Annotated in this window: 19 protein-coding genes; 9 read left to right on the forward strand and 10 right to left on the reverse strand. The window is 59.2% G+C overall.

Going from position 1 to position 24,316, the window contains the following annotated elements; genetic code table 11:
• Nucleotides 1-1,183 precede the first annotated feature (1,183 nt).
• The 3 genes from X760_RS72290 to X760_RS72300 all read left to right on the forward strand — a co-directional run bounded on the left by X760_RS72290 (nucleotide 1,184) and on the right by X760_RS72300 (nucleotide 3,593).
• Nucleotides 1,184-1,435, forward strand: a complete 252-nt coding sequence (locus X760_RS72290; RefSeq protein ID WP_023722956.1) for a DUF982 domain-containing protein — start codon at nucleotides 1,184-1,186, stop codon at nucleotides 1,433-1,435.
• Between the two features lie 96 nt (nucleotides 1,436-1,531).
• Nucleotides 1,532-1,876, forward strand: coding sequence for an IS66 family insertion sequence element accessory protein TnpB (tnpB, locus tag X760_RS72295; protein ID WP_023722957.1), 345 nt, complete (start codon nucleotides 1,532-1,534; stop codon nucleotides 1,874-1,876).
• A 76-nt stretch (nucleotides 1,877-1,952) separates the two neighbouring features.
• Nucleotides 1,953-3,593, forward strand: a complete 1,641-nt coding sequence (locus tag X760_RS72300; protein ID WP_023722958.1) for an IS66 family transposase — start codon at nucleotides 1,953-1,955, stop codon at nucleotides 3,591-3,593.
• A 916-nt stretch (nucleotides 3,594-4,509) separates the two neighbouring features.
• Here X760_RS72300 and X760_RS72305 read toward each other — a convergent pair.
• Genes X760_RS72305 through X760_RS72335 form a run of 7 tightly spaced genes read right to left on the reverse strand, consistent with a single transcriptional unit; the run spans nucleotide 4,510 to nucleotide 13,174 of the window.
• Nucleotides 4,510-5,505 (reverse strand): PleD family two-component system response regulator, encoded by a 996-nt coding sequence (locus tag X760_RS72305; RefSeq protein ID WP_031195385.1) that lies wholly within the window; start codon nucleotides 5,503-5,505, stop codon nucleotides 4,510-4,512.
• Nucleotides 5,506-5,516: 11 nt separating this feature from the next.
• The gene (locus tag X760_RS72310) at nucleotides 5,517-6,539 is read right to left on the reverse strand and encodes a chemotaxis response regulator protein-glutamate methylesterase (RefSeq protein ID WP_023722960.1); all 1,023 of its coding nucleotides are present in this window, start codon (nucleotides 6,537-6,539) and stop codon (nucleotides 5,517-5,519) included.
• 22 nt (nucleotides 6,540-6,561) lie between these two features.
• The gene (locus X760_RS72315; RefSeq protein WP_023722961.1) at nucleotides 6,562-8,841 is read right to left on the reverse strand and encodes a hybrid sensor histidine kinase/response regulator; all 2,280 of its coding nucleotides are present in this window, start codon (nucleotides 8,839-8,841) and stop codon (nucleotides 6,562-6,564) included.
• Entirely contained in the window at nucleotides 8,838-9,557 is a 720-nt protein-coding gene (locus tag X760_RS72320; RefSeq protein WP_051409790.1) for a chemotaxis protein CheW, read from the reverse strand. Before X760_RS72320 ends, X760_RS72315 begins: the two co-directional genes overlap by 4 nt.
• Entirely contained in the window at nucleotides 9,554-10,807 is a 1,254-nt protein-coding gene (locus X760_RS72325; protein ID WP_023722963.1) for a protein-glutamate O-methyltransferase CheR, read from the reverse strand. Before X760_RS72325 ends, X760_RS72320 begins: the two co-directional genes overlap by 4 nt.
• Nucleotides 10,804-11,268, reverse strand: a complete 465-nt coding sequence (locus X760_RS72330) for a chemotaxis protein CheW (protein WP_023680840.1) — start codon at nucleotides 11,266-11,268, stop codon at nucleotides 10,804-10,806. The genes X760_RS72325 and X760_RS72330 overlap by 4 nt, the downstream gene beginning before the upstream one ends.
• 7 nt (nucleotides 11,269-11,275) lie before the next feature.
• On the reverse strand, nucleotides 11,276-13,174 hold the full coding sequence (locus tag X760_RS72335) for a methyl-accepting chemotaxis protein (protein ID WP_245278787.1): 1,899 nt from the start codon (nucleotides 13,172-13,174) through the stop codon (nucleotides 11,276-11,278).
• A gap of 470 nt (nucleotides 13,175-13,644) precedes the next feature.
• Here X760_RS72335 and X760_RS72340 point away from each other — a divergent pair, with 470 nt between their 5' ends.
• The 5 genes from X760_RS72340 (at nucleotide 13,645) to X760_RS72365 (ending at nucleotide 17,695) form a co-directional block, all read left to right on the forward strand.
• A complete protein-coding gene (locus X760_RS72340) occupies nucleotides 13,645-14,877 on the forward strand; it encodes a pilus assembly protein TadG-related protein (RefSeq protein ID WP_031195388.1) in 1,233 nt (410 codons plus the stop codon).
• A 5-nt stretch (nucleotides 14,878-14,882) separates the two neighbouring features.
• Complete coding sequence (locus X760_RS72345) at nucleotides 14,883-15,323, forward strand: TadE/TadG family type IV pilus assembly protein (protein WP_031195389.1); 441 nt, start codon at nucleotides 14,883-14,885, stop codon at nucleotides 15,321-15,323.
• Between the two features lie 40 nt (nucleotides 15,324-15,363).
• Nucleotides 15,364-15,705, forward strand: coding sequence for a TadE/TadG family type IV pilus assembly protein (locus X760_RS72350; RefSeq protein WP_023722967.1), 342 nt, complete (start codon nucleotides 15,364-15,366; stop codon nucleotides 15,703-15,705).
• Between the two features lie 306 nt (nucleotides 15,706-16,011).
• Nucleotides 16,012-16,296, forward strand: a complete 285-nt coding sequence (locus X760_RS72355) for a PilZ domain-containing protein (RefSeq protein WP_023680838.1) — start codon at nucleotides 16,012-16,014, stop codon at nucleotides 16,294-16,296.
• Nucleotides 16,297-17,497: 1,201 nt separating this feature from the next.
• Nucleotides 17,498-17,695 (forward strand): hypothetical protein, encoded by a 198-nt coding sequence (locus X760_RS72365; protein WP_023722969.1) that lies wholly within the window; start codon nucleotides 17,498-17,500, stop codon nucleotides 17,693-17,695.
• Nucleotides 17,696-18,145: 450 nt separating this feature from the next.
• Here the strand turns inward: X760_RS72365 and X760_RS78635 are convergent, their stop codons facing one another.
• Both X760_RS78635 and X760_RS78640 read right to left on the reverse strand, forming a co-directional pair.
• Nucleotides 18,146-18,763, reverse strand: a complete 618-nt coding sequence (locus tag X760_RS78635) for a hypothetical protein (protein ID WP_023722970.1) — start codon at nucleotides 18,761-18,763, stop codon at nucleotides 18,146-18,148.
• Nucleotides 18,764-18,848: 85 nt separating this feature from the next.
• Complete coding sequence (locus X760_RS78640) at nucleotides 18,849-19,175, reverse strand: glycogen debranching N-terminal domain-containing protein (protein WP_023722971.1); 327 nt, start codon at nucleotides 19,173-19,175, stop codon at nucleotides 18,849-18,851.
• A 1,762-nt stretch (nucleotides 19,176-20,937) separates the two neighbouring features.
• Between X760_RS78640 and X760_RS72385 the strand changes: the two genes are divergently transcribed.
• Nucleotides 20,938-21,267, forward strand: coding sequence for a DUF982 domain-containing protein (locus X760_RS72385; protein ID WP_023722973.1), 330 nt, complete (start codon nucleotides 20,938-20,940; stop codon nucleotides 21,265-21,267).
• Nucleotides 21,268-23,507: 2,240 nt separating this feature from the next.
• Here X760_RS72385 and X760_RS0140405 read toward each other — a convergent pair.
• Nucleotides 23,508-23,858 carry a hypothetical protein gene (locus X760_RS0140405; RefSeq protein ID WP_245278788.1) on the reverse strand — a complete coding sequence of 117 codons (351 nt, stop codon included), beginning with the start codon at nucleotides 23,856-23,858 and terminating at the stop codon, nucleotides 23,508-23,510.
• Nucleotides 23,859-24,316 lie beyond the last annotated feature (458 nt).

Here is a 24,316-nt window from a genome sequence, read left to right on the forward strand (position 1 = left end):
AACACCGAACAGGTTCGCCCCGCTCAGGTCCTGTCCTTCTAGGATGAGAAGCTTCTTGTCACACTCGTGCCAATTGACGCCAGGCGTCGCGGCTGCGTCGCAATTTTGAGCGGCAGTGGCGTTCTGCCAAGCAAACACAGTGCAAACCGCTAGAACCAAGCCGGACGCGCCGTGAGCTCTGGTTCGTCTCAAAGTCATTGTTGCTGGACCTCTGCCACTCGCCGACACTCAACCTTACCACATCTGCTGACACACGAGCCACGGTGACCACCGCCGTCACAGTTGGCGCATTTCTCATATTCAAGCTTTGATGTTAATCAACCGATCAACCCGCGCGTAGGGCGCGATTTGCGAGCGCCTCCCTATATCATCGGCGGTCCAGCAGAGATTCATTTGTCACAGGCCAGGCGCTTCATTCCGCAGGTATGCTTGACTAAGCCGAGGAGAGCGGTCGTTCAGGATGGCGCGGTCGCGTGCCAAGATTGGCCTCCGCTCTGGACGTTTGTCTCGCTAATGAGGAGCCTGCTCGGGTGCTGATCGCCACCGCCGGCGTCCGCTGCCGACAAGCGTGAATCCGCTTGGTTCCGCACCGATCGGTACTTCCCGACGGCGAGGTTGACCCGGCACGGGGTGCTCGTCGCGTATCCTGATTCCGCTGTCGCATGAACCCCACGACTTCGCTTAGCGAGGCCGAAGTTGATCTCTGCCATCTACCAGGTCCAACCATCGACCCCGCATATTTGTGTCGTAAGCTGACGTGCCGCGAATACCCGTTTTCGGTAGGCGGGCTTTATGGCGGGCGCCCAACCTATTCTTGTATTTTTATTGATCTAAACAATGACTTATGGCGGTGAGGGAGGATTCGAACTCCGCGCTTGGAAGAGCGTCCTTCTCGTCCTCACCGTGCAGGCCGGTTACTCTGGGCGGCAGAGTGCCCTTCCGCGCTTCGTTTCCGATATCAGCGCCGGCAACTGACCAAGGCATAGCGGGCTCGTAACGATAAGGACGGTTCTCGCCATTTGAGGACCGCAACGGGTTGGCGAGTCTAGTCTGAGCGATCAAGCCCGCGCTCTGGACGAGGTCCCATCCTCACAGAATGTTCGCCCACCGGGCCAAACGTGACGCAACGGAACGGATGGTTCACCCGTAAGGTCTTGGGGAGATTGCGAAAGGAGACCAGCATATGACCTGCGAACGAGACGTCGGCACGTTCGAAGAGCCCGTGACCGTTTTGCTGTCCTCGGGCAAAGTCAGTGTTTCGAGCACCCGCGAAGCCGCCGAAATGCTGCTTTACCGCTGGCCCATTGGAGAAACCGGGCGCCGCATCCAGGCTCGCATGGCGTGCATGAAGGTGCTCGGCGGCGGCAGCGCACCGGAGGTAGCGCGCGTGGCATTTCTCAACGCCGCCAAGGAAGCGAAAATCCTGACTGCTTGACATCTCGTCAACGCGTGCCCCACCACTGTCCATCGTGCATCACTCTTGCAGCGGCCATTACATTTGTGCAAACATCGTGCGTCGATCTCGCAAGGCATGATCGCTTCCGGTGTGGTGGTTTACGTGTCGTGCCAGCCGGTCGACTTCCGCAAGGGCGCGGCAGCTTTGATGGCGCTGGTCAGGGATGGTGGCCTGGACCCGTTCTCGGGGGCGCTTCACGTATTCCGTTCGAAGCGTGCGGACCGGGTTCGCATCGTGTGGTGGGACGGCAGCGGGGTTTGTCTTTATTCGAAGACTCTGGAAGATCACAGCTTCTGCTGGTCTGCGATATCGGCCGCGCGCATGCGTCTCGACCACGCCCAGCTGATGGCGCTTCTGGCCGGGTTAGACTGGAAAAAGATCCGTCCGGCCAGGATCAGGCGGCCGTTATCGACGGGCTGAAACCGGCCTGCGGCAAGATGAATCATGCGGCTGGAACGGTTGGGAAAGCGGCTGTTTTTGTGCTTTGCTGCCTGCCATGGTTCTACCGGGTCTTGCCCTTCCCGACGACGTTGATGCGCTGAAGGCGATGATCCTTTCCATGGCTCGCGAGCAGGCTGCGAGCGAGGCCCGGATCGTAGTCGCCGAAGCTCGGATCGCAGCCTCCGAGGCGGAGGTCGCCCGGCTGAAGGCCGTCGAGAAGAGCGCCAACGAGCGGATTGCCAATCTCACGTCGATCCTGAAGGTTTTGCAGCGCACGCAACATGGCACGCGTTCCGAGCGGCTACGCCTGGCCATCGACGACGAGCAGGCCTCCTTTGCCTTCGAAGAGGTCGAGACCGGCCTTTCTGCGATCCGCAGCGAACTCGATCACGCAGTCAAGGGCAAGCCAAAGCGCGCAGCGCGTCCACGCAAGGGTTTTGCAGCTCATCTCGAACGCATCGAGGAAGTTATCGAGCCGGAAATCCCGGGCGACTGCGAGGGGCTGGAAAAGGTTCTGATCGGCGAGGATCGATCCGAGCGGTTGGACGTCGTGCCGCCGAAGTTCCGGGTCATCGTCACGCGCCGTCCCAAATACGCTTTCCGGGGCCGTGACGGCGTGGTCCAGGCTCTGGCGTCGGCGCACATCGTTGAAAGCGGCCTGCCGACGGAGCGGCTGCTCGCCTATATCGCCGTGTCGAAATACGCCGACGGCCTTCCGCTTTACCGGCAGGAGACGATCTATCTGCGCGATGGCGTTGAACTCAGCCGGTCGTTGATGGCGCAGTGGATGGGGCACCTGGGCTTCGAGTTGCAGATGCTCGCCGATTACATCCTTGAGCGCGTCAAGGAGGGCGAAAGGGTCTTCGCCGACGAGACGACCTTGCCCACCCTTGCCCCCGGAGCGGGGAAAACCACGAAAGCCTGGCTATGGGCCTACGCACGGGATGATCGACCCTATGGCGGAACCAGTCCGCCAATGGTTGCCTATCGTTTTGAAGACAGCAGAGGCGCGGATTGCGTGGCGCGCCACCTCGCCGGATTCAGCGGCATCCTGCAAGTGGATGGCTACTCGGCCTATACCAACCTGGTCAAGGCACGGGCCAAAGCCGGCAGCAATGAAACAATCCGGCTCGCCGGCTGCTGGGCTCACCTGCGGCGCAAATTCTACGACCTGCACATCAGCGGGATCTCGCAGGCCGCGACGGATTCGATCATCGCCATGACCGAATTGTGGAAGGTCGAGGACGAGGTTCGCGGCAAGGATGCCGGAAGCCGCGCCGCGCTCCGTCAGGAAAAGTCCGTGGCCATTGTCGCGAGCCTCTTCGATCTATGGGAAGCGGAACTGGGCAAGGTCTCCGGAAAATCCAAGACCGCCGAGGCGATCCGCTACGCGCTCACCCGGCGGGAGGCGCTGGAACGCTTTCTGATGGACGGTCGCATCGAAATCGACTCCAATATCGTCGAGCGTGCAATCAGGCCCCAGACGATCACGCGAAAGAATAGTCTATTCGCCGGCGGCCAAGGCGGTGGACGAACCTGGGCTACGGTAGCCACCTTGCTGCAATCCTGCAAAATGAACAGCGTCGATCCGCTCGACTGGCTCTCCCAGACCTTGACCCGCATCGCTCAAGGCTGGCCGGCATCCGAGATCGAAATGCTCATGCCTTGGAACTTTAGGCCTGACGTTATCGGCTGACCGCTTACGCGCGATCAGCCTATCACGTACGATTTGGCTTTGCAGGCGATGCGGCTGGCCCGCGGCTGCTGACTAGAAGCGATCGGCCGAACCAAAGAAGAGGCGCTCCCTTGTTTCGCGCCGTATCCCCATCTAGCCTGCACTATTGTCAGTTGAGGTGACGGGTATGAAACAGAATCAGGTTGGCATTCAGCGATCATTCGCAAGCAACGCATTGGCCATCGGGCTTTTGATATCGAGCATATCTCTGGCAGGGTGCACTACAGTCTCAAATAGCGGTGCGGATGGTCGACGCCGCCGTCCGGCACCTATACGGATATTGTCGTTGTGACGGTCACCTTTTGAGATAGGCGCATGGAGCCGGCGCTTGCTGGGGATTGCCCAGGCCCGGCACGATGCTCCGCCCGACCCCCTACTCGTGCCGGGCACACTCCTCCGGCTCGTTAGTCACTGCTCTCAAGCGGCTCCCCTATCTCGAAGACGCTCCCGCGTGCTGAGCAGGCGGTTGATCAATTGACAAGCAGCGTGTGATCGTAAGGTTTCGCCAGCAGTGGTCCTCCATCGCACCAGCCTCCCGCATCGGCTGCGGCGTCCGATACCCTGACGTGAGGATCACCTTCACGCAAGGAGATCGGTGGGCGTATCCGGGCGGGCGCGTTGCGCAAGTCTATTTCGCGCCAAAAGGGGCGAGGGATGTCCTAGATTAGACTGGACCAGCCGCATAAGCGTCGGAGGCGTACCCGTCGAAAACGAACTCGTGTTTGAGGTTCCGGTCCGCGGAACAGCAGTTATCCAGAAATGGAACTGACTTTGAACTGTTTCGCTTGCCCGGTTGACAATCGAGGGGTCCCGTTCGGCGATCACCAAGCCTTTAAACTGCACGAGCTGTAAGCCCGTCCGTAAAGCACCCTTACCTTTAGTCGTAATACACGACACGGTCCCGTCCTTCCGACTTGGCGCGGAAGAGCGCCAGATCGGCCGCCTTGATGAGGTCATTTGGCGTGTGGTTCTCATCAGGCACCATGGTTGCAACACCGACGCTGATTGTCACCCGCTCAGAACCGTGTGGAATGCTCAAGGCTCGCACGCTCTGCACGAGCCGCTCGGCCATAGCGCCCGACTGCGCCTGCAAAATATCGACCACCACCACGACGAACTCTTCGCCGCCGTAGCGCGCCGCGAGATCGGTCGAGCGGTTGCAACTGCTTTGGATTACACTGGCGACCTGCTTCAGCACCTCGTCGCCTGCCATGTGGCCATAGGTGTCGTTGTAGCGCTTGAAGTGATCGGCATCGATCATAAACAACGACAGCGGGCTCTTCGTGCGGACCGCGCGCTTCCATTCCGCCGCGAGATATTCATCGAAGTAGCGCCGGTTTCCCAGACCTGTGAGACCGTCAATCCGTGTGAGACGTTCCAGCTCGAGATTCGCGCGCATTAATTGCCGCTGGCTTTCTCGCAGGGCCCTGTATGCCTCCTCTCGCTGAACGTGGTCAAGATAGGCCCGGGAGTGATAACGGACACGAGCGACCAACTCGATACGGTCCGGCAGTTTGACCAAATAGTCGTTCGCTCCGGCCTCGAATGCCTCGCCCTTGATGGCCGGATCTTCTTTACTTGACAGCACGATGACGGGGACAGAATGCGTCGAGGAATTCTTTCGGTATTGCCGTACCAAGTCCAGCCCATCAACGCCCGGCATGACAAGATCCTGCAGGATGACCGTTGGCTTCACTTCGTCGGCAACTGTAGTCGCTTTGAGCGGATCGGTGCAGAAGTGGAAATCTATGTCCGGCTGGTTTGCGAGCGCGCGCCGGACCGCTTCACAGATCATTATCTGGTCGTCCACCAGCAGAACCATTGACGAGTAATTGTCTGCCAGGGGTGAGACGAGATTGGATTTGCCCGTCATAGAATAACCTTTCAGCAAGATGGGCCGCACGCCTCGATTAGGCGCGGGGCGATTGAGTCAAGCGGTAGGATCTCGACAGCGGCACCGATGGCAGCGGCGGCTTTGGGCATCCCATAGACCGCACTCGACGCGCTGTCTTGAGCGATTGTCAAATGCCCTTTGTCGCGTAGCAGCTTGAGCCCTTGGGCACCATCTCTACCCATGCCCGTGAGCAAGACACCGATCACGACACCCGGCCACCACTGCGCGGCGCTCTCAAGGAATACATCTACGGAGGGACGGTAGACGTTGTCGTGCGGCTTCGGGGTATAGCCGAGCTTGTGGGCTGACTTGAAGACGAGATGATCAGCCGTGGCCGCAATTAGAACGGTGCCGGCCTCGGGCTCATCTCCTTCGCGTGCCGGACGGATTGGAAGTGCCGCATGCTGGCCGAGCCAGTTTGCAAAACCGGGTACGAACTGCGCATCGAGATGCTGTACGAGAACTATTGCGGCCGTGAAATTGCTCGGAAATGCGCCGAGGATCGCGGCAACAGCTGCGGGCCCGCCCGCAGACGCGCCGATGGCAATAAGGTGCTGTGCCGATGACACAGACGGGGGCAATGTCCGTGTGCCCCAATTTGAAGACGGCGCATCACGTACGAGTTTGCTGATCGTCGTTATCTTCTTGATGAGAAGCTGTGCGGACCGTCCGGACCCCGGGCCGTCAGAGCCGATCGAGGGGATGTCGACCGCGTCAAGCGCGCCATACCCCATTGCTTCATAGATACCAGGAATGTTGGCCTCAATGCTCGCCGTGACCAGCAGAATCAGGCATGGCGTCTTCGCCATGATCCTGCGCGTAGCCTCGACGCCATCCATTTCCGGCATCACCAGGTCCATGAGGATCAGGTCCGGGAGGTCTCGTTGGCAGGCCTCTACTGCCTCACGCCCGTTAACGGCGATCCAGGCCACCTGATGTTCCGGGGTTGATACAACCAATCGCCGCAGAAGCTCGACCGCAAGAGGCATATCGTTGACGATAGCGATCCTCATTGATGGATACACACGCTGCGCCTCATTCTGTCGCCTGGCCGATCAGGTCGACGACTGCATGGAGCAGTGTCTCGTCGTGGAAACTCCCTTTAGTCAGGTAGTAGTCCGCGCCGGCGTCCAGACCTCGCCTGCGATCGTCTTCGCGATCTTTGTACGACACGATCATGATCGGGGTGTTCCCGAGCCGGCTGTCCTTCTTCATCAAGGTCACCAGTTCGATGCCGTCCATGCGCGGCATATCAACATCGGTGATAACAAGATCGAATGGTTCAGACCGTATGGCGTTCCATCCATCCATACCATCAATCGCCACCTCGACCTCATAGCCGTTATTGTCCAGCAGCTTGCGTTCGAGCTCACGTACCGTCAAAGAATCGTCGACCACCAGAACGCGCTTGCGCCGCCTAAGATCGGGGCTGGTAGTACCACGCCGCAAGGTGCGTAGGCCGCCGGATGACGCGAGCTTGTCTACTGATCGGATCAGATCGTCGACATCAACGATAAGCACGGGCGAACCATCTTCCATCAACGCCGCCGCGCTGATGTCCTTGACCTTGGCAAAGCGAGGATCTAGCGGCCGGACCACCAACTCGCGCTCGCCCAGGAAGCGGTCGACAATCAACCCGTGGGTTTCACCGTGATCACCATTAATCAGAACGACTGAAAGTTCATCGGCGTCTGCTTGCGGCTCAGCGCGGTCAAGAACCTCGTGCGCGGTGACTAGTCCGATCTGTCGATCCTCGAAGCGGAAATGCGGCCGGCCTTCGAGCAGTTCGATGCGCGTGCGCGGCAACTTTATCGTGCTGGCGATGCCTGCGAGCGGGAAGGCGTATGGCTCTCCGTCAATGTCGACGAGCAGCGTGCGGAGCACCGACAAGGTCAACGGCAGCTGTAGTTGAAATCGGGTTCCGAAGCCGAACTCTGAGGAGACGGTTGCGAGGCCTCGGACCTGCTTGGTCATCGCCTGTACGGCATCGAGCCCCACGCCGCGTCCGGAGATGTTGCTAACCGTCGCTTTCATCGAAAAGCCTGGCAGAAACAGAAATTCGAGCAATTCCGCTTCGGCAAGTCTGCCGACGGTCTCCTCTGTCGTCAGGCCGCGCGCCACGACCGTCTCGCGCAGCTTGTTCAGATCGATTCCCCTTCCGTCGTCCGCGACGATTATCTGCAGCAGGCCCGCATTGTGCCGTGCTTCGAGCCTGATGACACCTTCTTCAGATTTGCCGGCTGCTATACGTTCGTCGGTCGTTTCGAGCCCATGGTCGACAGCATTGCGGAGGAGATGGCCGAGTGGTGCCTCGAGTTGGTCCAGGATGTCGCGATCGATGCCAGTTGAGCCCCCGACGATGTCTAACCGCACGTTCTTCCCCAAGGTTCGGCCAAGGTCGCGCACCGTCCTTGAGTAGTGCCGGACGCCATCCTCGAAGGGGCGCATGCGACTCGCCAGCGTTTCGTCATAGAGTCGGTTCGCAAGGTCAGTGGCTCTGCGGTCAATCGAGTCCAATTCGTCAAGGCGCTCTGCGAGGAACGTCTGGCTCAGCCGAAGTTTTTGCAGCGCCTCTGCCAGTGCTTGCACCGCCCGATCGTCCTTAGGAATCTCGGCCAGTGCGTCGCCTAGCACGTCGAAGGCAATGGCCAGATCCGACTGAATCCGTTTCAGTCGAAGTAGGCCGCCCGTAAACGGCCTGAGGCGACGAGCCTCCATCAGGGACTCACCGGCAAGCCCTAGTAAGCGGTTTAGACTATCGGCCGTTACCCGCACCATACGGTCGGAACCGACGCCGCCATAAGGTTGAAGAAGTGGTTCCGATCGAGCGAGGACGCTCGTCTCCTTCGCCGAAGAGGCCCACGGCGCCTCCTGCGGGGCAGCATTTGAGCCGGCGAGCTCCGTCTCTGATGCTGTCGATGGGGAGGATGCCTGCTCAAGCGCCAGCAGAAAACCGGCTATTTCCAGTTTGGCGCTCTCATCGGCCGAGGCAGGCTCACTCGCTATGGATCCGAGGAGATCGACGCCTTTCAAAAGTGTATCGATGTGCTCGCGACTCAGGCTGAGACGCCCCCGCTGTGCGGCGACCAGGCACTCTTCCATCGCGTGCGCAACTTCCACCGCCGGCGTCAGATCGACGATCCGGGCCGCCCCCTTCAGCGAATGGGCAGCCCGCATGCAAGCGTCGAGACTCTGGGCGGACACGGGATCGCGTTCGAGCGCTAGCAGACCGGACGTCAGGGCCTGCGACTGCGTCTCCAATTCGGCCCGAAAGAGGTCGAGCATCGAAAATTGGCTGTAGTCCGCGCCGCTCATGCGATAGCTCGATCGAGCATGGCCAGCAGCAGCGCCTCGTCCAGACAACCGACCGCGCCCCTTCGCCACGAGACCATGGCTGCCGTCATGGTCGAGGACGCCTTGCCAACGGTAGCAGGCAAGGCAAGCTTGTCGCTCTGTTTGAATCGATAAATGCCGTGCATTTCGTCCACAGCAAAAGCAACGCGCTTGTCGCTGTTGCCGACGACGATAAGACGCGGAAATGCCTTGGTCCGCGTGTCCTGTACCCGCGTTTTGCGGTCGTCTACCCCGAGCAGTTTGGCCAACGAAATGCAAACCAGCAATTCGCCTCGAACATTGACAATGCCGAGAACCGCACTGTTCCTGCGGTGTGGCAGCGAATGAATGCTACGCAGCTCGGCCACTTCTTGGAAGCAGCCAACCGGAAGCGCCAGCCATTCCTCGCCGAGACGAAAGACAACGACCGTCTGAAATGCACTGCTCTCGGCATTCCCGACTGCTTCATCGGTCCTTGCCTGGGCAAAATGTCGGGCCCACTCGTCCCGATAGCCGGGCGGCAGCGGACGGTTCAGGAGGTTCCGTGCGATTTCCTTATAGGTCGGGCAGTTCCGGCAGTGGAGATGTTGCTCCAGTTCAGGGCACGATCTGTCACCACGAACGCCTATTTGCCGCCAGCAGTCGCCGATGGCAATGTCCGGCACCGATGATGCGCTACCGGGCTCAGCTGACGTCAAGTGCCGCTCCTTTTCCCAATCCGACCGAGCCGCCCGGTGAGTGCCTCGGCACCGGCGATGTCACCCTGCTTGCGAAGCAGCAGCGCAAGATGCGCGAGGGCTTCTTGATGGCGGGGTTCGAGATAGAGGGCCTTGCGATAGTTCTGGATCGCCTCGGAACGCGCATCTTCTGCATCCTGAGCTAGCCCGAGCAGATAGAAGATTTCCGGCGAAGGACCGTATTCCCCGAGATGCGTCAGCGCGAGTTCCTTTGCTTCCGCAACTCGTCCGGCATTGGCGGTGCGTTCTACAGAAGCGAGGCTTTGGGCCGCCCGCTCGGAAGGGTGGAAGGAGCGCTCCACTTTCGCTGCATTACTGGAGGCCGGCCGGATCGGGCTCAGCACTTTGCTGACGTCAGAGATAGGAGCAGGGGTGGCCGGACCGAAGCGCGACTTGGAGGGGGCAACCGTCCGGGGCGCCTTAGCCGGCTCCACGTTCGTGAACGCAAATGCCATCGGTAATCGCGCTGAAGCAAAGCCGTGCAGAATCGGAAGGCCTGATTCCGCTGGACCGACGAGCAGCAGGCCATCTGGCGCGAGGAGGGTCTTCAGACAAACCAGCGCGCGGTCTTGCAGGTTTCGGTTGAAATAGATCAGCAGGTTGCGGCAAAAAATAATGTCGTACGGTGCCGGCCCATACGAGGCCGCAGGATCAAACAGGTTGCCAAGCCTGAACCGGACTTGCTTCAGGACCCGCACCTCAGGCCGTAGTCCGCCTTCGGCCGCTTCGAGATAGCGCCCTCTGAATTCGAGAAAATCGCCGCGAAATGAGTTGCGCCCGTAGACCGCGCGCTCCGCGGCCGCGAGATTGCCCGTGCTCACGTCGACTGCGTCAATCTTGAAATCCTGTGCTCCGAAACCAGCATCGAACATGGCCATCGCCATCGAATAGGGCTCTTCGCCTGTCGAACATGGTAGGCTCAAGAGCATTATGGGTTGACCCGGCCGCATGCGCGCCCGTGCATGACGCGTCATTGCAGTGAAAGCTTCACGATCTCGGAAGAACCATGTCTCCGGTACGACAACCGCGTTGATCAGTTCCTGGAGCTCGGATGGGGAGCCAGCCAGCAACTGCCAATAATCTTGAAGCCCGCTGATCCGGCAGGCTGACATCCGCTCCCGGAGCGCGTGACGGATCACCGACAGACCGACAGTGCCGCTGTCCAGTCCAATCTTTTCCCTCAATAGCTGTTCGACCGCACCAAACATCATGAACTCATCGCGACCTGACGGAACAACGTTTTGCGAATGTCGTCCGATAGCAGCGCTTCGGCCCTGACCCACTGGACAAGTCCTCTATCGTCGGACGCCACGGGGCCCAAGTAGGGCGGAGTTCCCGCCTCCATCCCGGACGGCGCGAAGTCAGAAGGATCCCGCTCGAGCATATCGGTCGCTCGTTCAGCAACAAGCGCAAGCAGGTGGTTCTCACCATCCTTGGTTGGATAGCGTATCAGAACGATTCGTGTGCTCAGCACCAGCGCCGAGGGGCGGCCAAGCGCAAGCAGGCTGAGATCGATCATGGGAACGGGTAAGCCCCGGCAGTTGATTAGGCCTACTACGCCGTTCGGCGCGCCCGGCAGCGTTCTCACGCCAATGTAAGGCAGGACCTCTTCAACCTGCTCCATGTCCAGCACATACCGGTCGCCACCTATACAGAACCCGAGGAATAGCATAGTCGTCCTAGCTCGCAGGCACCTCTCGTAGCGCCCGCAGTTTGAAACGGGAAATGCTGCTGCGTAACCCGCCCGAAACCTGATTGAGTTCGTCGATCGCGAGCGTGGATTGCTGGAGGGATTCAACCGTTTGCTGAGCGGCTTCGCTCAATTGTATCAGCGTCTCACTGATCTGCGCTGCGCCCGTTGCCTGGGCCTGCATTCCTTCATTGGCGACTTCGAAGCGTGGCACCAAGCCCTGGACCTGCTGAATAATCTCGTAGAGTTGGCCGCCGACCTGCTGCACATCTTGCATGCCACGTCGGACCTCCTCGGAGAATTTGTCCATGCCCATGACGCCGGCTGCGACGGCGGATTGAATTTCCTTGACCATCTGCTCGATGTCGTATGTCGAGACGGCGGTTTGGTCGGCAAGCCGCCGGATCTCCGTTGCCACGACCGCAAAGCCTCGCCCATATTGGCCCGCCTTTTCAGCCTCGATTGCGGCGTTTAGCGAAAGAAGGTTGGTCTGGTCGGCAACCTTGGTGATCGTGGTCACCACCTGATTGATATTGCCGGCCTTCTCGCTCAGGATCGCAAGTTTGGAATTAATCGCGGTGGCGGCTTCCATGACGTGCTGCATGGTTGCCTCCATGCGTGCCAGCCCTGCTTGTCCGCCGGTGGCGAGCGTGGCGGTTTGCTCGGCGACCGCAGAAACTTCGCTCATCGTTCGTACGAGCTCATTGGAGGTTGCCGAGATTTCCTTCGCGGTCGCTCGGATTTCGGTCGTAGTGGCCGCGATCTCATTTGCGGTTGCCTGCTGTTCCTTTGAGGTGGCGGCCACCTCGGTTATCGATGTGTTGACTTGAATGCTGGATTTCTGAACCTGGCCTATCAGCGTGGTGAGATCATCGGCCATGGTGTTGAAGCCCTCAGCCAGCGTGTCAAACTCGTCCTTGCGCTTCAAATCGAGGCGCCCGCTGAAGTCGCCCAGGCGCATTACACGGACGAGATCGACCAATCGGCCAAGCGGGACACTAACGGCACGGAATAGAAGATAGCCGCACAAAAGGGCCAAACCGAGTGCTACGAGGAACCCGGCAATCAGGCCCAACTTCGCTGTGCGGACGATCGAACCTATCTTTTGGGTCGAGCTGTTTGCCTCTCCTCTATGGTCCTCGACCATGGCTTGCAGAGCCGATTGCAATTTCCGAAAGATCGGCTCCACATTGTTCTTGATGGCCGGGCGCTCGTTGGGGATCTCTCCCTTCGCCAACGCGGCACGACTGGCATCCAGTACGGCGGCTTCGGCTTGGCGGAATTGATCGGCGAGGTCCTTGACGACAGCGTAGTTCTGCTTGTCCAAATCGGACTCAATGGTCTCTTCATACTCGTCCATCGACCGTTGCAGGGCGTCGCGGTTCGCCTTGATGGTAGTCTCGAAAGCCCGCTTGTCGGCAGGATTGTCCTGAAGAGCATATTCCTGGAGAAGACTATGGGCATCCATCTGTCCCATCATGATCTGGGTGCTGTGATAGAGGTCCGGAAGAGTTTCCTTTTCCACGCTGGTCGCTTCTTGCTCCGTCTGGAGAAACCAAACGTATGTAATGATGGCCATAACCGACATGACAACCAGAACGGCCGCGAAACTGGCGAGTATGCGGCGGCGTATCGTCAAGCTGTTCATCGGGCTCAGTTCCGCCAGGGCGCTAATTGATTTGTTGGCACGACTAGCCCAGCACCGCGTTGCGACTATGCCGAACAGGCGAGATTCATTCGAATCGCGGAATCTAATATTGGAAACGTTTCTTTTCCGTTCACGTCGCGCCCACAAGCCGCCTGCGAACGGCATGTACGCGTCCAAACCAATGGTCGATCGCATCGGCCGCAACTGGAAAGTATCTCCCACATCGAGCGTGGCAACCAACTCCCCTCCATTGAAACGCTCGTGAGTCGCGCGTGTTCTCAGCGACGGATTGCTTCGAAGGCCTGGCAAGGGGGCGCGCTGTTTCGCGCGAGAGCGCACATAGCTCGAGGTGGAACTCCTGGAAGCGCCGTGCAATTGGCGCCTAGGGTTGTCAAAGTGGAGCGCGTGCAGGTGAGGCCTGCTTGCCGTGCACGCTTTGCGCTGGCGCAAATCTGATTTCATTTGTCGCGGCTATGGCCGTTAGCCTACCCACGAGGGCGAAACACTCGCAAAGTCAATCATCGAGACTGGAAACGCTAACCCGATACGCGACTGGCGCCGCCGGTTGAAGAGAGGGCCAGCGACCAGCAGCGTGCTCGCCGAGTGCGGCCGCGGGAACTTGTGCCGGCCGCGCCAAGGAGCGGATATATCAAATGGAGCGCAATTCTTAGCCATTCCTTCATCCATCTTTCGTTAAATACCCCATGGAAATGGGGCGCCCCATATCGAGGCGGTTGGTTCGGTGTTTGCGACGAGGCGTCGGGACGAGCGGCAACGTTGCTACTATTTTTGCCCTATCTTTGCCGATTGTCGTCGGCGCAGCGGGTCTCGGTATCGAGACCTCCTACTGGTACTTTAGCAGCCTGAAATTACAGGCGGTGGCGGATGCGGCAGCCTATGCTGGCGCTTTGGAAAAGGTTTCGGGATCTGACAAGCCAACGATAGTCGCCGCCGCGACACTGTCAGCGACGACGAACGGCTGGGACCCGTCAACAGGCACAATCGAAATCTTCACTCCCCCGTCCTCTGGCCCGAATGTCGCCCAAAAGGCCGTCGAGGTCATCGTTCATCAGACCCTCGATCGGTTTTTCACATCGATATTCACGCAAAACGCGATCGGCGCACGGGCAAGAGCGGTGGCTTTTATCACTGACGCCTCAAAGGCCTGCGCTTTGTCGCTCAATCGTTCCGCCCCGAGAGCGGCGCTGTTTTCCGGCAGTTCGACCATAAAAATGACGGGCTGCTCCGTCATGTCCAATTCCATTGCCGCCGATGCGATCAAGCTTCAGGGATCGGCAAACCTTCAGGCCGACTGCCTGATATCGGCCGGCGGTGTTTCGTTGAACAACCCCGTGACGACTGTTTGCGCCAGCCCGATAACCCAGGCCTTACCCGCTGGTGATCCCTTTGCCGACCTGCTGGCGCCACCAACCACAACCCCCTGTCAAAACTCGAAATTGTCGACCCTGAACCCCGGGACATACTGCAGCGGGCTGAGCTTGAGCGGCAATGTTGCGCTCGCGCCCGGCGTGTACGTCATTCAAGGCGGTGATTTCAAGGCGAACGCGAACGCCAATATTTCCGGCGACGGAGTCATCATCTATCTGGCCGGCACATCGAGCGTCAGCATGAACGGCAACGCCACCGTCAAGCTTAGCGCACCGACGTCGGGCACGTATTCCGGTGTGCTGTTTTACGGCAACAGAGGCAACCTGGCGGGATCGAACACGTTCAATGGCACGGCGGACTCGCTTTTGACCGGCGCTTTGTATTTTCCAACCCAGGATGTCAATTTTCTGGGCAATTTCTCTGGCAAAGGTGGTTGCACGCAGGTCGTCGCCGGTACCTTGCAGTGGTCCGGCAACACGAGCATCAGCCAGGATTGCACGAGCCTCGGAATGCGCGACATTCCGGCGACGCAATCCGTTCGGCTTGTGGAGTAATCTTCGTGGAACGGCGATCCGTCCGGATGTTCCGGAGCGATTCGGGTGTTGCTGCGGTAGAGTTTGCGCTGATTGTGCCGATCCTTTGCCTGGTACTTCTTGGCGTTATTAACGGCTGGTCTTTCGTATCAAGCGCGTTGTCGATGCGTGCAGGCGTCAAAACGGCGGCGAACCTCGTGATGCAAGGCGCGGCCGACGACGCGGCTACCCAAGCCGTCGCCCTTTCGAGCTGGGAAAATCATCCCGATGACGCGCAGGTGACGCTGAGCCGGAAATATATGTGCGGGATCACCGTGGTCGATCCATCTGTCCTGTGCGACAGTTTGAAAGCTCCCGCGGTTTTCGTCGAAATCCAGGCGACAGCCACCTGGTTCCCGCCCTTCAGTTTTGGCGATTTTTCCCTCTCGCGCGGGATCAGCCACAAACAGGTGATTCGTGTCCGCTAAAGCGGGAGCCTTCATACGTGGGGTATCAGGCGGAGCCGCATTGGAGTTCGCGCTGATCGCGCCTATTCTGATAATGCTTTTGATCGGCATCTTCGCATTCGGCTGGGCTCTGAATGCCATGTCGAGTGTTCGCTATACTCTGGAAACGTCCTCACGAGCGCTGCAAATGAAGAACTCGCTGACCGAAGCCGAGATAAAAGCGATAGCCACGGCAAAATTGCTGAGTTTGGGATTAAGCGATGTCAACATAACAATAGCAATCGACGCCCCCAGCGGCGGCTTTCGAATGGCCCATCTGACCGCCAAATATGCGTTCGTGATTGAATTCCCGTATTTCGACCGGTATCCGATTATTATGCGACAACCGTCACGGTTCCGTTGATTGGAACATAAGGCTCATTCTAGTCGGACGCCGCAGCTAGTTCTCCATCAAAAAACCTGCAGCGAAGCTCTTCCTTGCCGCAAGGTGCTTCACGCGGGCTTTGATCCCCGGCTTGACCCATTGTGGGGTCGCCGGCGGCCTTGGCAAGCCCTTTGGTAGGAGGCCGGCATGCTCCTGAAACGTACTTCCACAACCGATCCCGCATGTCACGCCGCCTCTGACGATAACGCTATGTTCATCAGCCAAGCTCAATTATCTGGCAGACCAAAAACTACACGAAGCGACAGACGCCGGGAATTAGGCGAAATGGCTGAAGACGAACAGAGGCGCCAACGCAGGCAGCGCGTCTTCAAGGGCGCAACAATCCTGACCGGCATGACCCATTCCGAGGTCACGTGCACGGTGCGCAACATGCATGCCGGCGGCGCCGAACTGAAGGCCTCGATCGACGCTCGCGTCCCCGACGAATTCCTGCTCTATGTGCCGACCGACGGCATCGCCTACAAGGCGGTGGTTCGTTGGCGTCGCGAAGACCGCATCGGCGTCATGTTCACCGGCACCGAGCCAAAGCCGCACTGGCACTACGGCTAAATCCCCTGAACCACACCTCGTAGCCGTATGCTGGGCGGTGATTGACCCCGTCCTTTGGACGCCTTGTTCCTCCTCCAGAATTTCTTCGACTTAGGTGGCCGACAACCATTCTGGCGCCGACTGACTGCTCGCTTCCATTATCGGTTTGCCGACCATCGTTGGAGATTTCAGAATAGCTACTGCTCTCGCCCTCTCCACCGTCCTGATGGTTTAAACAGTGCCCGTGCATTTCGAGACGGTCCGAGTCGTCGCGAGGATGCGGCGCTGGTGGGGTCGGTCTGCTCGTGTGGAACTGCTCGCATTCATCACGCCTGCGTTGGTCGCGCACCTGCTCGGTATTGGGCAGGGGTAATAAAAGGCGCTGTTCCCCCACAAGCAGAAAACCGGCCTCCCCCTTGCTTCGGCCTGCGGCCTGCAGCACCGACAAGGCACCCGCTAGCGGGTGCCGCCGTCCATCTTTTCATGCCGTCGCGAATCGTCACGTGATCGGTCCGAAAGGTGATGGTTTTGGTCCGTCGAGACGACAGCGACATTCGCCTGACTGGGAACGACAGGGTCAGAGTGCCTGTCATATCAGGGAACGTCGTGCAATTTGTCGACCAGCCCACAAAGTTCCAAAAAAACGGACCGTTCGCTTTGAGGTTGAGTTGCGCCTTAGTGCTTCCCTTGTGATCTTCCTCAGCGTCCGCTGTTTTGACAGGGAGCGCATTGGTCATTCGGCCCATCGCGCTTTTCTGCGGCCCGCCGTTTCGCCCGACATCATGGAACGATATCGCCCCCCATGTATTAGAAACCCATGGACACTATGGAACCCCACGGCCACGGGATGGCGGCCGATCTTTTGACATCGGAAGTTGCCAATGCCAGGCAGCGCATCCACCGGACCGAGTTCNCTCTCCACGGAGCACCGGGCATTGTCTGGTTGTGAAGACGGTGCTTGATCACCAGCCGCCTGAGTGTGTCTTCGCTTACGTTATAGTCGTACCTGAACAGATCAATGGCCCAATGGACCGTGATCGCATCTGCCCGTGGGATGTAGAGCGGCCGAAGCCGTTCGCCTGCTGACGCTGTTTTGACAGGGAGCGCATTGGTCATTCGGCCCATCGCGCCTTTCTGCGGCCGTTTCGCCCGATATCAGGGAACGATATCGCCCCCCATGTATTAGAAACCGATCGACACTCTGGAACCCCACGGCCACGGGATGGCGGCCGATCTTTTGACATCGGAAGTTGCCAATGCCAGGCAGCGCATCCACCGGACCGAGCTCGCACTTCAACGCACTGAAGAAATGCTGGCCGAAAATCTTGCGCTGTGCAGCAGGATACGAACTGCGGTCGAGGCCGCAGACCGCTTGGTGAAGATCGATCCCCCGAGCTTTGAAGGACGTCGCGCGGGTTGAACTGGGCCGGCGGTTGATTCGTCGCGACCTTCAGGCCACCGGCACCACTCGCGCTCAAGCACGGCGGCAACCAGGTCGACAGACGGCGAGCGCAGCTCATGGTGCGCGGCCTGGTGCTCGCGAGGAACCTGTCATCGGGCATGCGCTCCACTGCCTCGAAATGCCATCGCGCGCGCGGCGCCAACAGAAGGAAGACGTGGGGCCTGAGGCCCCACACCCCCATTCCGTTCCGCTTCGCGGACGGACATGCTCGCTCCCTCGCTCATGCGGCACTATCCGGTGTTGAGCCATATTGCTTTTGAGAGTGAAGGATGCGGCTGATCGCCGTCGCATAGCGGCTGATCTCGGCGTCGATCTGGCTTGGGGTAAAGCCTCGGCGTTCGAGCTTCTTCCGCTCCGGTGCAACATGCAGCGACCAGTAGCGCTGTCCGGCTTGGTAGGTGCGAGCGTTCAGCGCGGTTGGTATGCTGCGAAGACGTAACCTTGCAGCTCGACTAAGGCGATCGGTCCCTTGGGAATAGTGCCGTCGGTATGGAAGATCGCATCGGCACTGTCCTTCCAGCCCTGATTGAAGAGGCCCGTATCCGCTGCCCTGCTGTAGGTAACGAACCCCTCCCCGTTGCGGGCTCCGACCTCTTCCATCCAAGCCGTGGCAGCACCCAGTGATTCCCAAATGCGATCGACAAAGTCCTCATCTCCGGTCCTGTCGGCGTAGGACGAAGCCAGATAGATGTGCAGCGGAGTGGTGTCGACGCCATCATAGTAACGGCCGAACGGCAACTCGCGAAGCACGGCCATCTTGCCCTTGCGCATTTCGTGCATGATCTTGCCTGGCTCCGCGTCTCCGAAGACGGAAGTCTCGGTCGATTGGTAGCGGGCGAGAAACGCCAGCACGCCACGGGCAAGCTCGGGATTGAGCCAGAGCATCTGCAAGGCGGAAATGACTCCGTCGCGACCAAAGGCGGTTGAGAACCATGGAATGCCGGCATACGGGTATGGTCCCGTCTCGAGGTCGGTTGTCAGGAGCGCGATGTCGGTACGTATGCGGGCCAGCCAGTCATTGAACACGCGTCCGGAACTGAAAACGGTGGCGCCTTGCCGGCGCTTTGAGCGAATCGCACATCGCGCTCGCGCAGCGGCGGCACGAAACCGGTCACTGGACGGAATCTCTTCGCCGTGACCGACCATCCAGATGGAGGATCCTGCGGTCACGGCTCGGCACGACAATGCGGAACTCGGCGTAACTGGAATGCACCTGATCCGGCTCCGCAATGACCGACTGGCGCGCTACATTATCAAGCCCTTCGTACCGAAATGTGACGCTTGCCTCACCAATCAGCGCGTCAGGGGCACGACCGCGACGGCTACGCGTGGTGCCGCGCACCTCGAACATGTCTCGGAAATCGGCATCGAAGTCGAGACGGACCGGCAACGCAATCTCGCGCGAGAAGTAGTTGGTGAAGGTAATGCGCTCGAGCAACGGGGGGTCTTCGCGCGAGCCAGTTATCCGGTCTCCCGCTCAGAAATTTCTACCAAATATTCCGACCTCCTGATGGAACCCATTCGTTGCGGGCGAGTTGCGGCTCATTGGGACGGACTTCCCGAACATGACAACGAGCAACAAAGCAGACCATCAGTCTGTCTCCGGAGCGTTTCGGAAACTGATCCGTTCCGAAGGCTATCGTCATCACGTACAAACGTTCTTAAATCTGGAGGTCGAACCAGAACTGCCGCCCACCCTACAGTCATTACTTGCGGCTATTGATCGGGCCAAACAGGGCCCGACGGAAGAAGGTCCCTAGCCGGCTGGCTGGGNTACAGTCATTACTTGCGGCTATTGATCGGGCCAAACAGGGCCCGACGGAAGAAGGTCCCTAGCCGGCTGGCTGGGCGTCAGGTCAAAGAGTATAGAGGCTCGCTTCGTGGCTTGTCCCCCTGATTCCCACTCAGAAGTCTATCAAACATTCTTCTTGATTTTTCCCGACAGAGGATCATGAATGTTCCCCTTGGGTTCTCGCTGAGGTGGGAGGCCTTGTATGAACGTTTGGACGAACTGCCGACCCGACAAAGTGACTGCNACAAGCCCGTCGCGGCCAAATCATCTCCGTCAAAGAGACTATCGCAGCGGTGCGCCGAGACGGGCCACATCTGGTGGAAAGTGACTGCGAGCTGGTGGAGCTTATCGTCGACCTTGCCCCAGCCTTTGGCATGTTCGTTGCGTTCGACATTCGCGAATAGCCTCGTAGCACCCCATTGGTTCTCCCCTGCGGTGTACGTCAGGACAGACCGACCTGGGATTGTGGGAGAAAGGCGGCTCGAGGCGCGTCAATAGGATCGAGGAGGAACATGGGGGTCTTCGCGAGCCGGTGTCCGATCCCCACCACAGAAATTCTACAAACATTCCTGACTGTGGCGGCCCAGCGCCGTACCAATTTGTACAATTCGTACATGGCCTTGATGCCGCTCAGGTAGGGAGTAGAGTCACCCTTCGGCGTGTCCCTGGGGAGGGCTGGATGAGCGTCGCGCGAAGGGTCGGTCCGTTTCTAGAACAAGCAATTACTGTACTCCTCAACAGGGCGGACCGTCGCGACACGGTCTCGATCAAAGCGGCACTACGCGAAGCTCGGGAGACTGCGCCTTATTTGGTGGCCTCCGACGAAGAACTAACCGAGGCGATCGTCGAGGCAGCAACTGCCATGGGCCTCTGCGTGGCTTTCGACTGTNGGTCTCGATCAAAGCGGCACTACGCGAAGCTCGGGAGACTGCGCCTTATTTGGTGGCCTCCGACGAAGAACTAACCGAGGCAATCGTCGAGGCAGCAACTGCCATGGGCCTCTGCGTGGCTTTCGACGCCCAGGAGTAGCTGTCAGCCAACTTCGCTTGTCGTGACCTGGCAATGGCGACCGTGTGCTGCCATTCATTCTCGACATTCCGGCCTTGGCGTGACAGCCCTCACATTAACGCTCTCGCCGAGGACGAATAAGCATCGGATGCCGCAGATTTCCGAATGGTCCTTTGAGGCGATCGCCGCAATGGCTAGACCGACTACAAGCGAAATGACTAGGGCGACACCCACCGGAAGATGATGCATACCGGCTTCGTACCGACCGCTCGGATAAACGTCGATGAACGTTTGGAAACACCCGTCACGGACTCAGACCATCCCTAACAAATGGTTAGCCGTCCTCGTCGCTGAGCCGGTTCATAGAGAGGAAACCCGCTAGCCGCCCTAAGGCCCCTTCATGGCTCGCCACTGGTTCAACCCTCCGGTCCCCGTCAAGACCGAGCGTCCCGGGATCATCCGCAACGTCAACAACGCCGAGGCAGCCGGCGAGGAGCTGATGAAGTGGACCAAGCGTGGCCCTTGGTGGGACCTCGCGGTGCGCGTTTGCATGGCCNCAGCCGGCGAGGAGCTGATGAAGTGGACCAAGCGTGGCCCTTGGTGGGACCTCGCGGTGCGCGTTTGCATGGCCTGCATTGCCGACGAGATGGAACCTGAGGAGGCACGGAAGGCATTCCTGGCCGCTGCAAAAGAGGAGGGGACATTACTCCCCCCAATGACAACCAGCTAACTTGAACTGCGGTAAAGGTTCTCTGACCAACACCGCCTTCGCGAAAGGAGCCCGCCGCCCGTGAGAGAAAGGCGACGGACCCCCACAGCGGCTGCACATCCAAGAAGGACCGCTGCGAGTTCTAAACCCGCGAGGGCCTACATCGTTCCTTAGCTGCGGCTAAAGCGGGGTTGGTCAGCGGGCTCTTGGCGCTCTAAGTTCCCCCTTATGGGTCCCCTCTGGTTCGCTCCCCCGGTCTACGTGAAGACGAAACGTCCGGGCATTCGCAATGGGGTCAGCCACGTCGAGGGAGCCGNTCGTCCCTCCGGTGTTCGTGAAGACTGAAACCGGTGTCAGGCATGGCTGCAACAATGCGAAGGAAGCCCTTGAGCAGCTCAAGATGTGGACCCGGCGAGGGCCTCGCTGGCATAAGGCGGTGACCCTCTGCCTCCAAGCTCGAGGCTTTTCCCTTCACCCGCTACGGACCGCGGCCGAGGCGGCGAGAAAAGAGCGGCTTCGGCAACTCAACGAGACAATGCGCTCAGACAACGGGCCGGACGGCTGGATGTCACGATGAAAGGAGAGCCCTCCACCGTGAGGCAGTGGGCGAAAACCTTGCATTTCATCACGTTTGCACCTCCCTCGACTTGAGCCATCACAAATGCTCTGATCCTCCTTCCTTGGGAGGGGGCAACCATGTTTCGACTCGTCGCCGCTGCGGCGATTGCCGGCATTCTGATGCTGACGGCGCCGATCGTCATGCGCCCGGATCCGCAATACCCTGGTCGACAATCCCGGTCGAGGGCTGCTGCAAGACGTGCTCCGCCGGCAAGGCGTGCGGCGATAGCTGCATCTCGAGGGAGAAGAACTGCCACAAGGCGCATTGGTGCGCGTGTGAAGATCACTAACAGCCCTGATACCGGCTGTGGACACGCCATTGTGCGAGCAGTGGGAGCGGACCCTATCAGCGCATGAAGGGACTAGGATACGCATGACGACGCTTCAATCCGCCATGCAAGTGCTTGTCCGCCGCCAGGGTGAACAGAATAAGGAACACCAGCGTGTTCTTGAGGAATTGTCGTTGAAGGCGGAAAGGAACTGCGTCCAGAAGAGAGGCGCATAGCGCCGTGACGTCATCAGATGGCTAGTCGTATGGCCGTTCGTGGCGATTTCCATTGGGGCGGCTTCCATTGGGCAAGACCGTTGAAGATCGTGGCCGTATCGATCAGCGGTCTTGCGCGGTTTGAGCTTCTTGTACTGGGAACCCGGTTAGACTTCGTTACTGCGGCTCAAATCGATCAGCGGCTTTTGGGGTGGGGTCTTCTAGCCGGTTCATGAAGCGGCTTGCGCCATGAAATTGATGGCGCCGTCATTATCGAAGCGGGCGAAATTGGCATGGTGAATGTTTGCAGGCGCTTGAACCCTTGGGAGCATAGCTGTTGGAGGTCATCGATATTGTCTTTTGGTTTCAGGGTGAGATTGCGCCGGCGTTTGTCTGTCTCCAGGCCGGATACAATCAAGCGGTCTTGCGACGGTCCGGACGAACGCAGCGTCAGCGCTGCTCCGCAGCAGCGCGCTGCAGACGGCGGTCGCCAGCCAGCTTGAGGCGCAGTTGCCGCAACCACTCGCCATCCTCTCCGAGCGGATCGCAGGACAGCTACGCGATTCTGAGCACTGCCAAATCGGCCTAATTTTCCGCTGCCGAATGGACGATGAGACGCGTAAGCGAGTTTCCGGACCGGAAGCTATGCGTTGGGTTGCCCAAACGATGCAGAGGCGCTGCTGTGTTGGCGCGACACGCTCGACCGCAGGTGCGGACGGCATAAGAATTTTGGAGAGGCCCGTGGTGACTGGGGATTGCGCCGGTATTGGCGACGCGCGAAGACTGGGTCGATATCTGGGCGAAGGCAGCCCCTGCGACGCAGCTTCATACCGGAGAATGCGCTGCGAGGTTGTTGCCTCGGCTACCAACTCAAAGTGATTGTCCGGGAGAGTTCGGCGATGTCGCCATAGATCATCGAACCTGTGACGAGAAAACATTTATNGCGCTTGCCCGCGCCATCGTCTGCGAACCGCGCGTGCTGCTGCTCGACGAGCCGCTGTCGGCGCTCGATGCGCATCTGCGCGAACAGATTGGTGACTGGGGATTGCGCCGGTTTTGGCGACGCGCGAAGACAGGGTCGATATCTGGGCGAAGGCAGCCCCTGCGACGCAACTTCATACCGGAGAATGGAGGCCGCGCTGGGAGGTTGTTGCTTCGGCTACCAACTCAAAGTGATTGTCCGGGAGAGTTCGGCGATGTCGCCATAGATCATCGAACCTGTGACGAGAAAACATTCATCACCGAGGACTTCGAAGGGTGAGCTTGACGCGGTACAAACCGGCAGGTTCTTCGAATTGGCGTACGTGCCGAGCGTCGCGGTTTCGACCTTACGGTCCTTGGCTTCGGCACAGCCGACACTGATCGCGAGGATTGCGATAGCAATGAGAGTCGTCTTGCTCATATTTTGCCCCTGGAGCCAGCTCTTGTCGGGTAAGTCGCGCGATGCATCAAAATAGCACCGGCCCACGATCGGCTTCATCCATCGATTGGAGGAAGCAGGCTCATCCATAATTAGCAATATCTTGAGTAAGGCACCGAGCGCACCAGACTCATGGAACGGCGCGCGGAATTTCCATTCGTGACGAGGTGGCGATCAAGGCCACCTTCGCAAACGGGTCACTCAGCACCNTGGTCGAGAAGTACAGGACGCCAAAGCGCAAGAAGCCGCTGCGCGACATGGTGGATTAGCTCGCGGACCGCCACTTATCCACGCGACATCGGTACCACTCAAACGAATGGCAATTTTCCGTCTGAATGCGTTTAGGGTCCATGCTCGGAGACCACGCATGGGTATCGCGCGGGAGACAGTGACTCCCCGTTTCAAGGCGTCGAGATGCTACGAGCACCGAAAAGTCAGTTCCTTAGACCTAAAGATCGGGCGATCTGCCAGCGGGTTGTCGACCAGGTAACCGCCGACGCCAAATGGTACAGCACCCCGATAGACGGTCAGATTCTGGCCTCGACCAC

Origin of the sequence: Mesorhizobium sp. LSHC420B00 (genome assembly GCF_000503055.1) — a bacterium.
In the GTDB taxonomy this organism is placed as follows: Bacteria; Pseudomonadota; Alphaproteobacteria; order Rhizobiales; family Rhizobiaceae; genus Mesorhizobium.

Excerpts from the sequence above, each read along its gene's own strand:
- X760_RS0140405 (WP_245278788.1), bottom strand. The coding sequence starts at position 23,858 with ATGGATGAGCCTGCTTCCTCCAATCGATGGATGAAGCCGATCGTGGGC.
- X760_RS72310 (WP_023722960.1), bottom strand. The coding sequence starts at position 6,539 with ATGAGGATCGCTATCGTCAACGATATGCCTCTTGCGGTCGAGCTTCTG.
- X760_RS72325 (WP_023722963.1), bottom strand. The coding sequence starts at position 10,807 with ATGATGTTTGGTGCGGTCGAACAGCTATTGAGGGAAAAGATTGGACTG.
- X760_RS72300 (WP_023722958.1), top strand. The coding sequence starts at position 1,953 with ATGGTTCTACCGGGTCTTGCCCTTCCCGACGACGTTGATGCGCTGAAG.
- X760_RS72290 (WP_023722956.1), top strand. The coding sequence starts at position 1,184 with ATGACCTGCGAACGAGACGTCGGCACGTTCGAAGAGCCCGTGACCGTT.
- X760_RS72340 (WP_031195388.1), top strand. The coding sequence starts at position 13,645 with ATGGGGCGCCCCATATCGAGGCGGTTGGTTCGGTGTTTGCGACGAGGC.
- X760_RS72355 (WP_023680838.1), top strand. The coding sequence starts at position 16,012 with ATGGCTGAAGACGAACAGAGGCGCCAACGCAGGCAGCGCGTCTTCAAG.
- X760_RS72365 (WP_023722969.1), top strand. The coding sequence starts at position 17,498 with ATGGCGGCCGATCTTTTGACATCGGAAGTTGCCAATGCCAGGCAGCGC.
- X760_RS72305 (WP_031195385.1), bottom strand. The coding sequence starts at position 5,505 with ATGACGGGCAAATCCAATCTCGTCTCACCCCTGGCAGACAATTACTCG.
- tnpB (WP_023722957.1), top strand. The coding sequence starts at position 1,532 with ATGATCGCTTCCGGTGTGGTGGTTTACGTGTCGTGCCAGCCGGTCGAC.
- X760_RS72330 (WP_023680840.1), bottom strand. The coding sequence starts at position 11,268 with ATGCTATTCCTCGGGTTCTGTATAGGTGGCGACCGGTATGTGCTGGAC.
- X760_RS72315 (WP_023722961.1), bottom strand. The coding sequence starts at position 8,841 with ATGAGCGGCGCGGACTACAGCCAATTTTCGATGCTCGACCTCTTTCGG.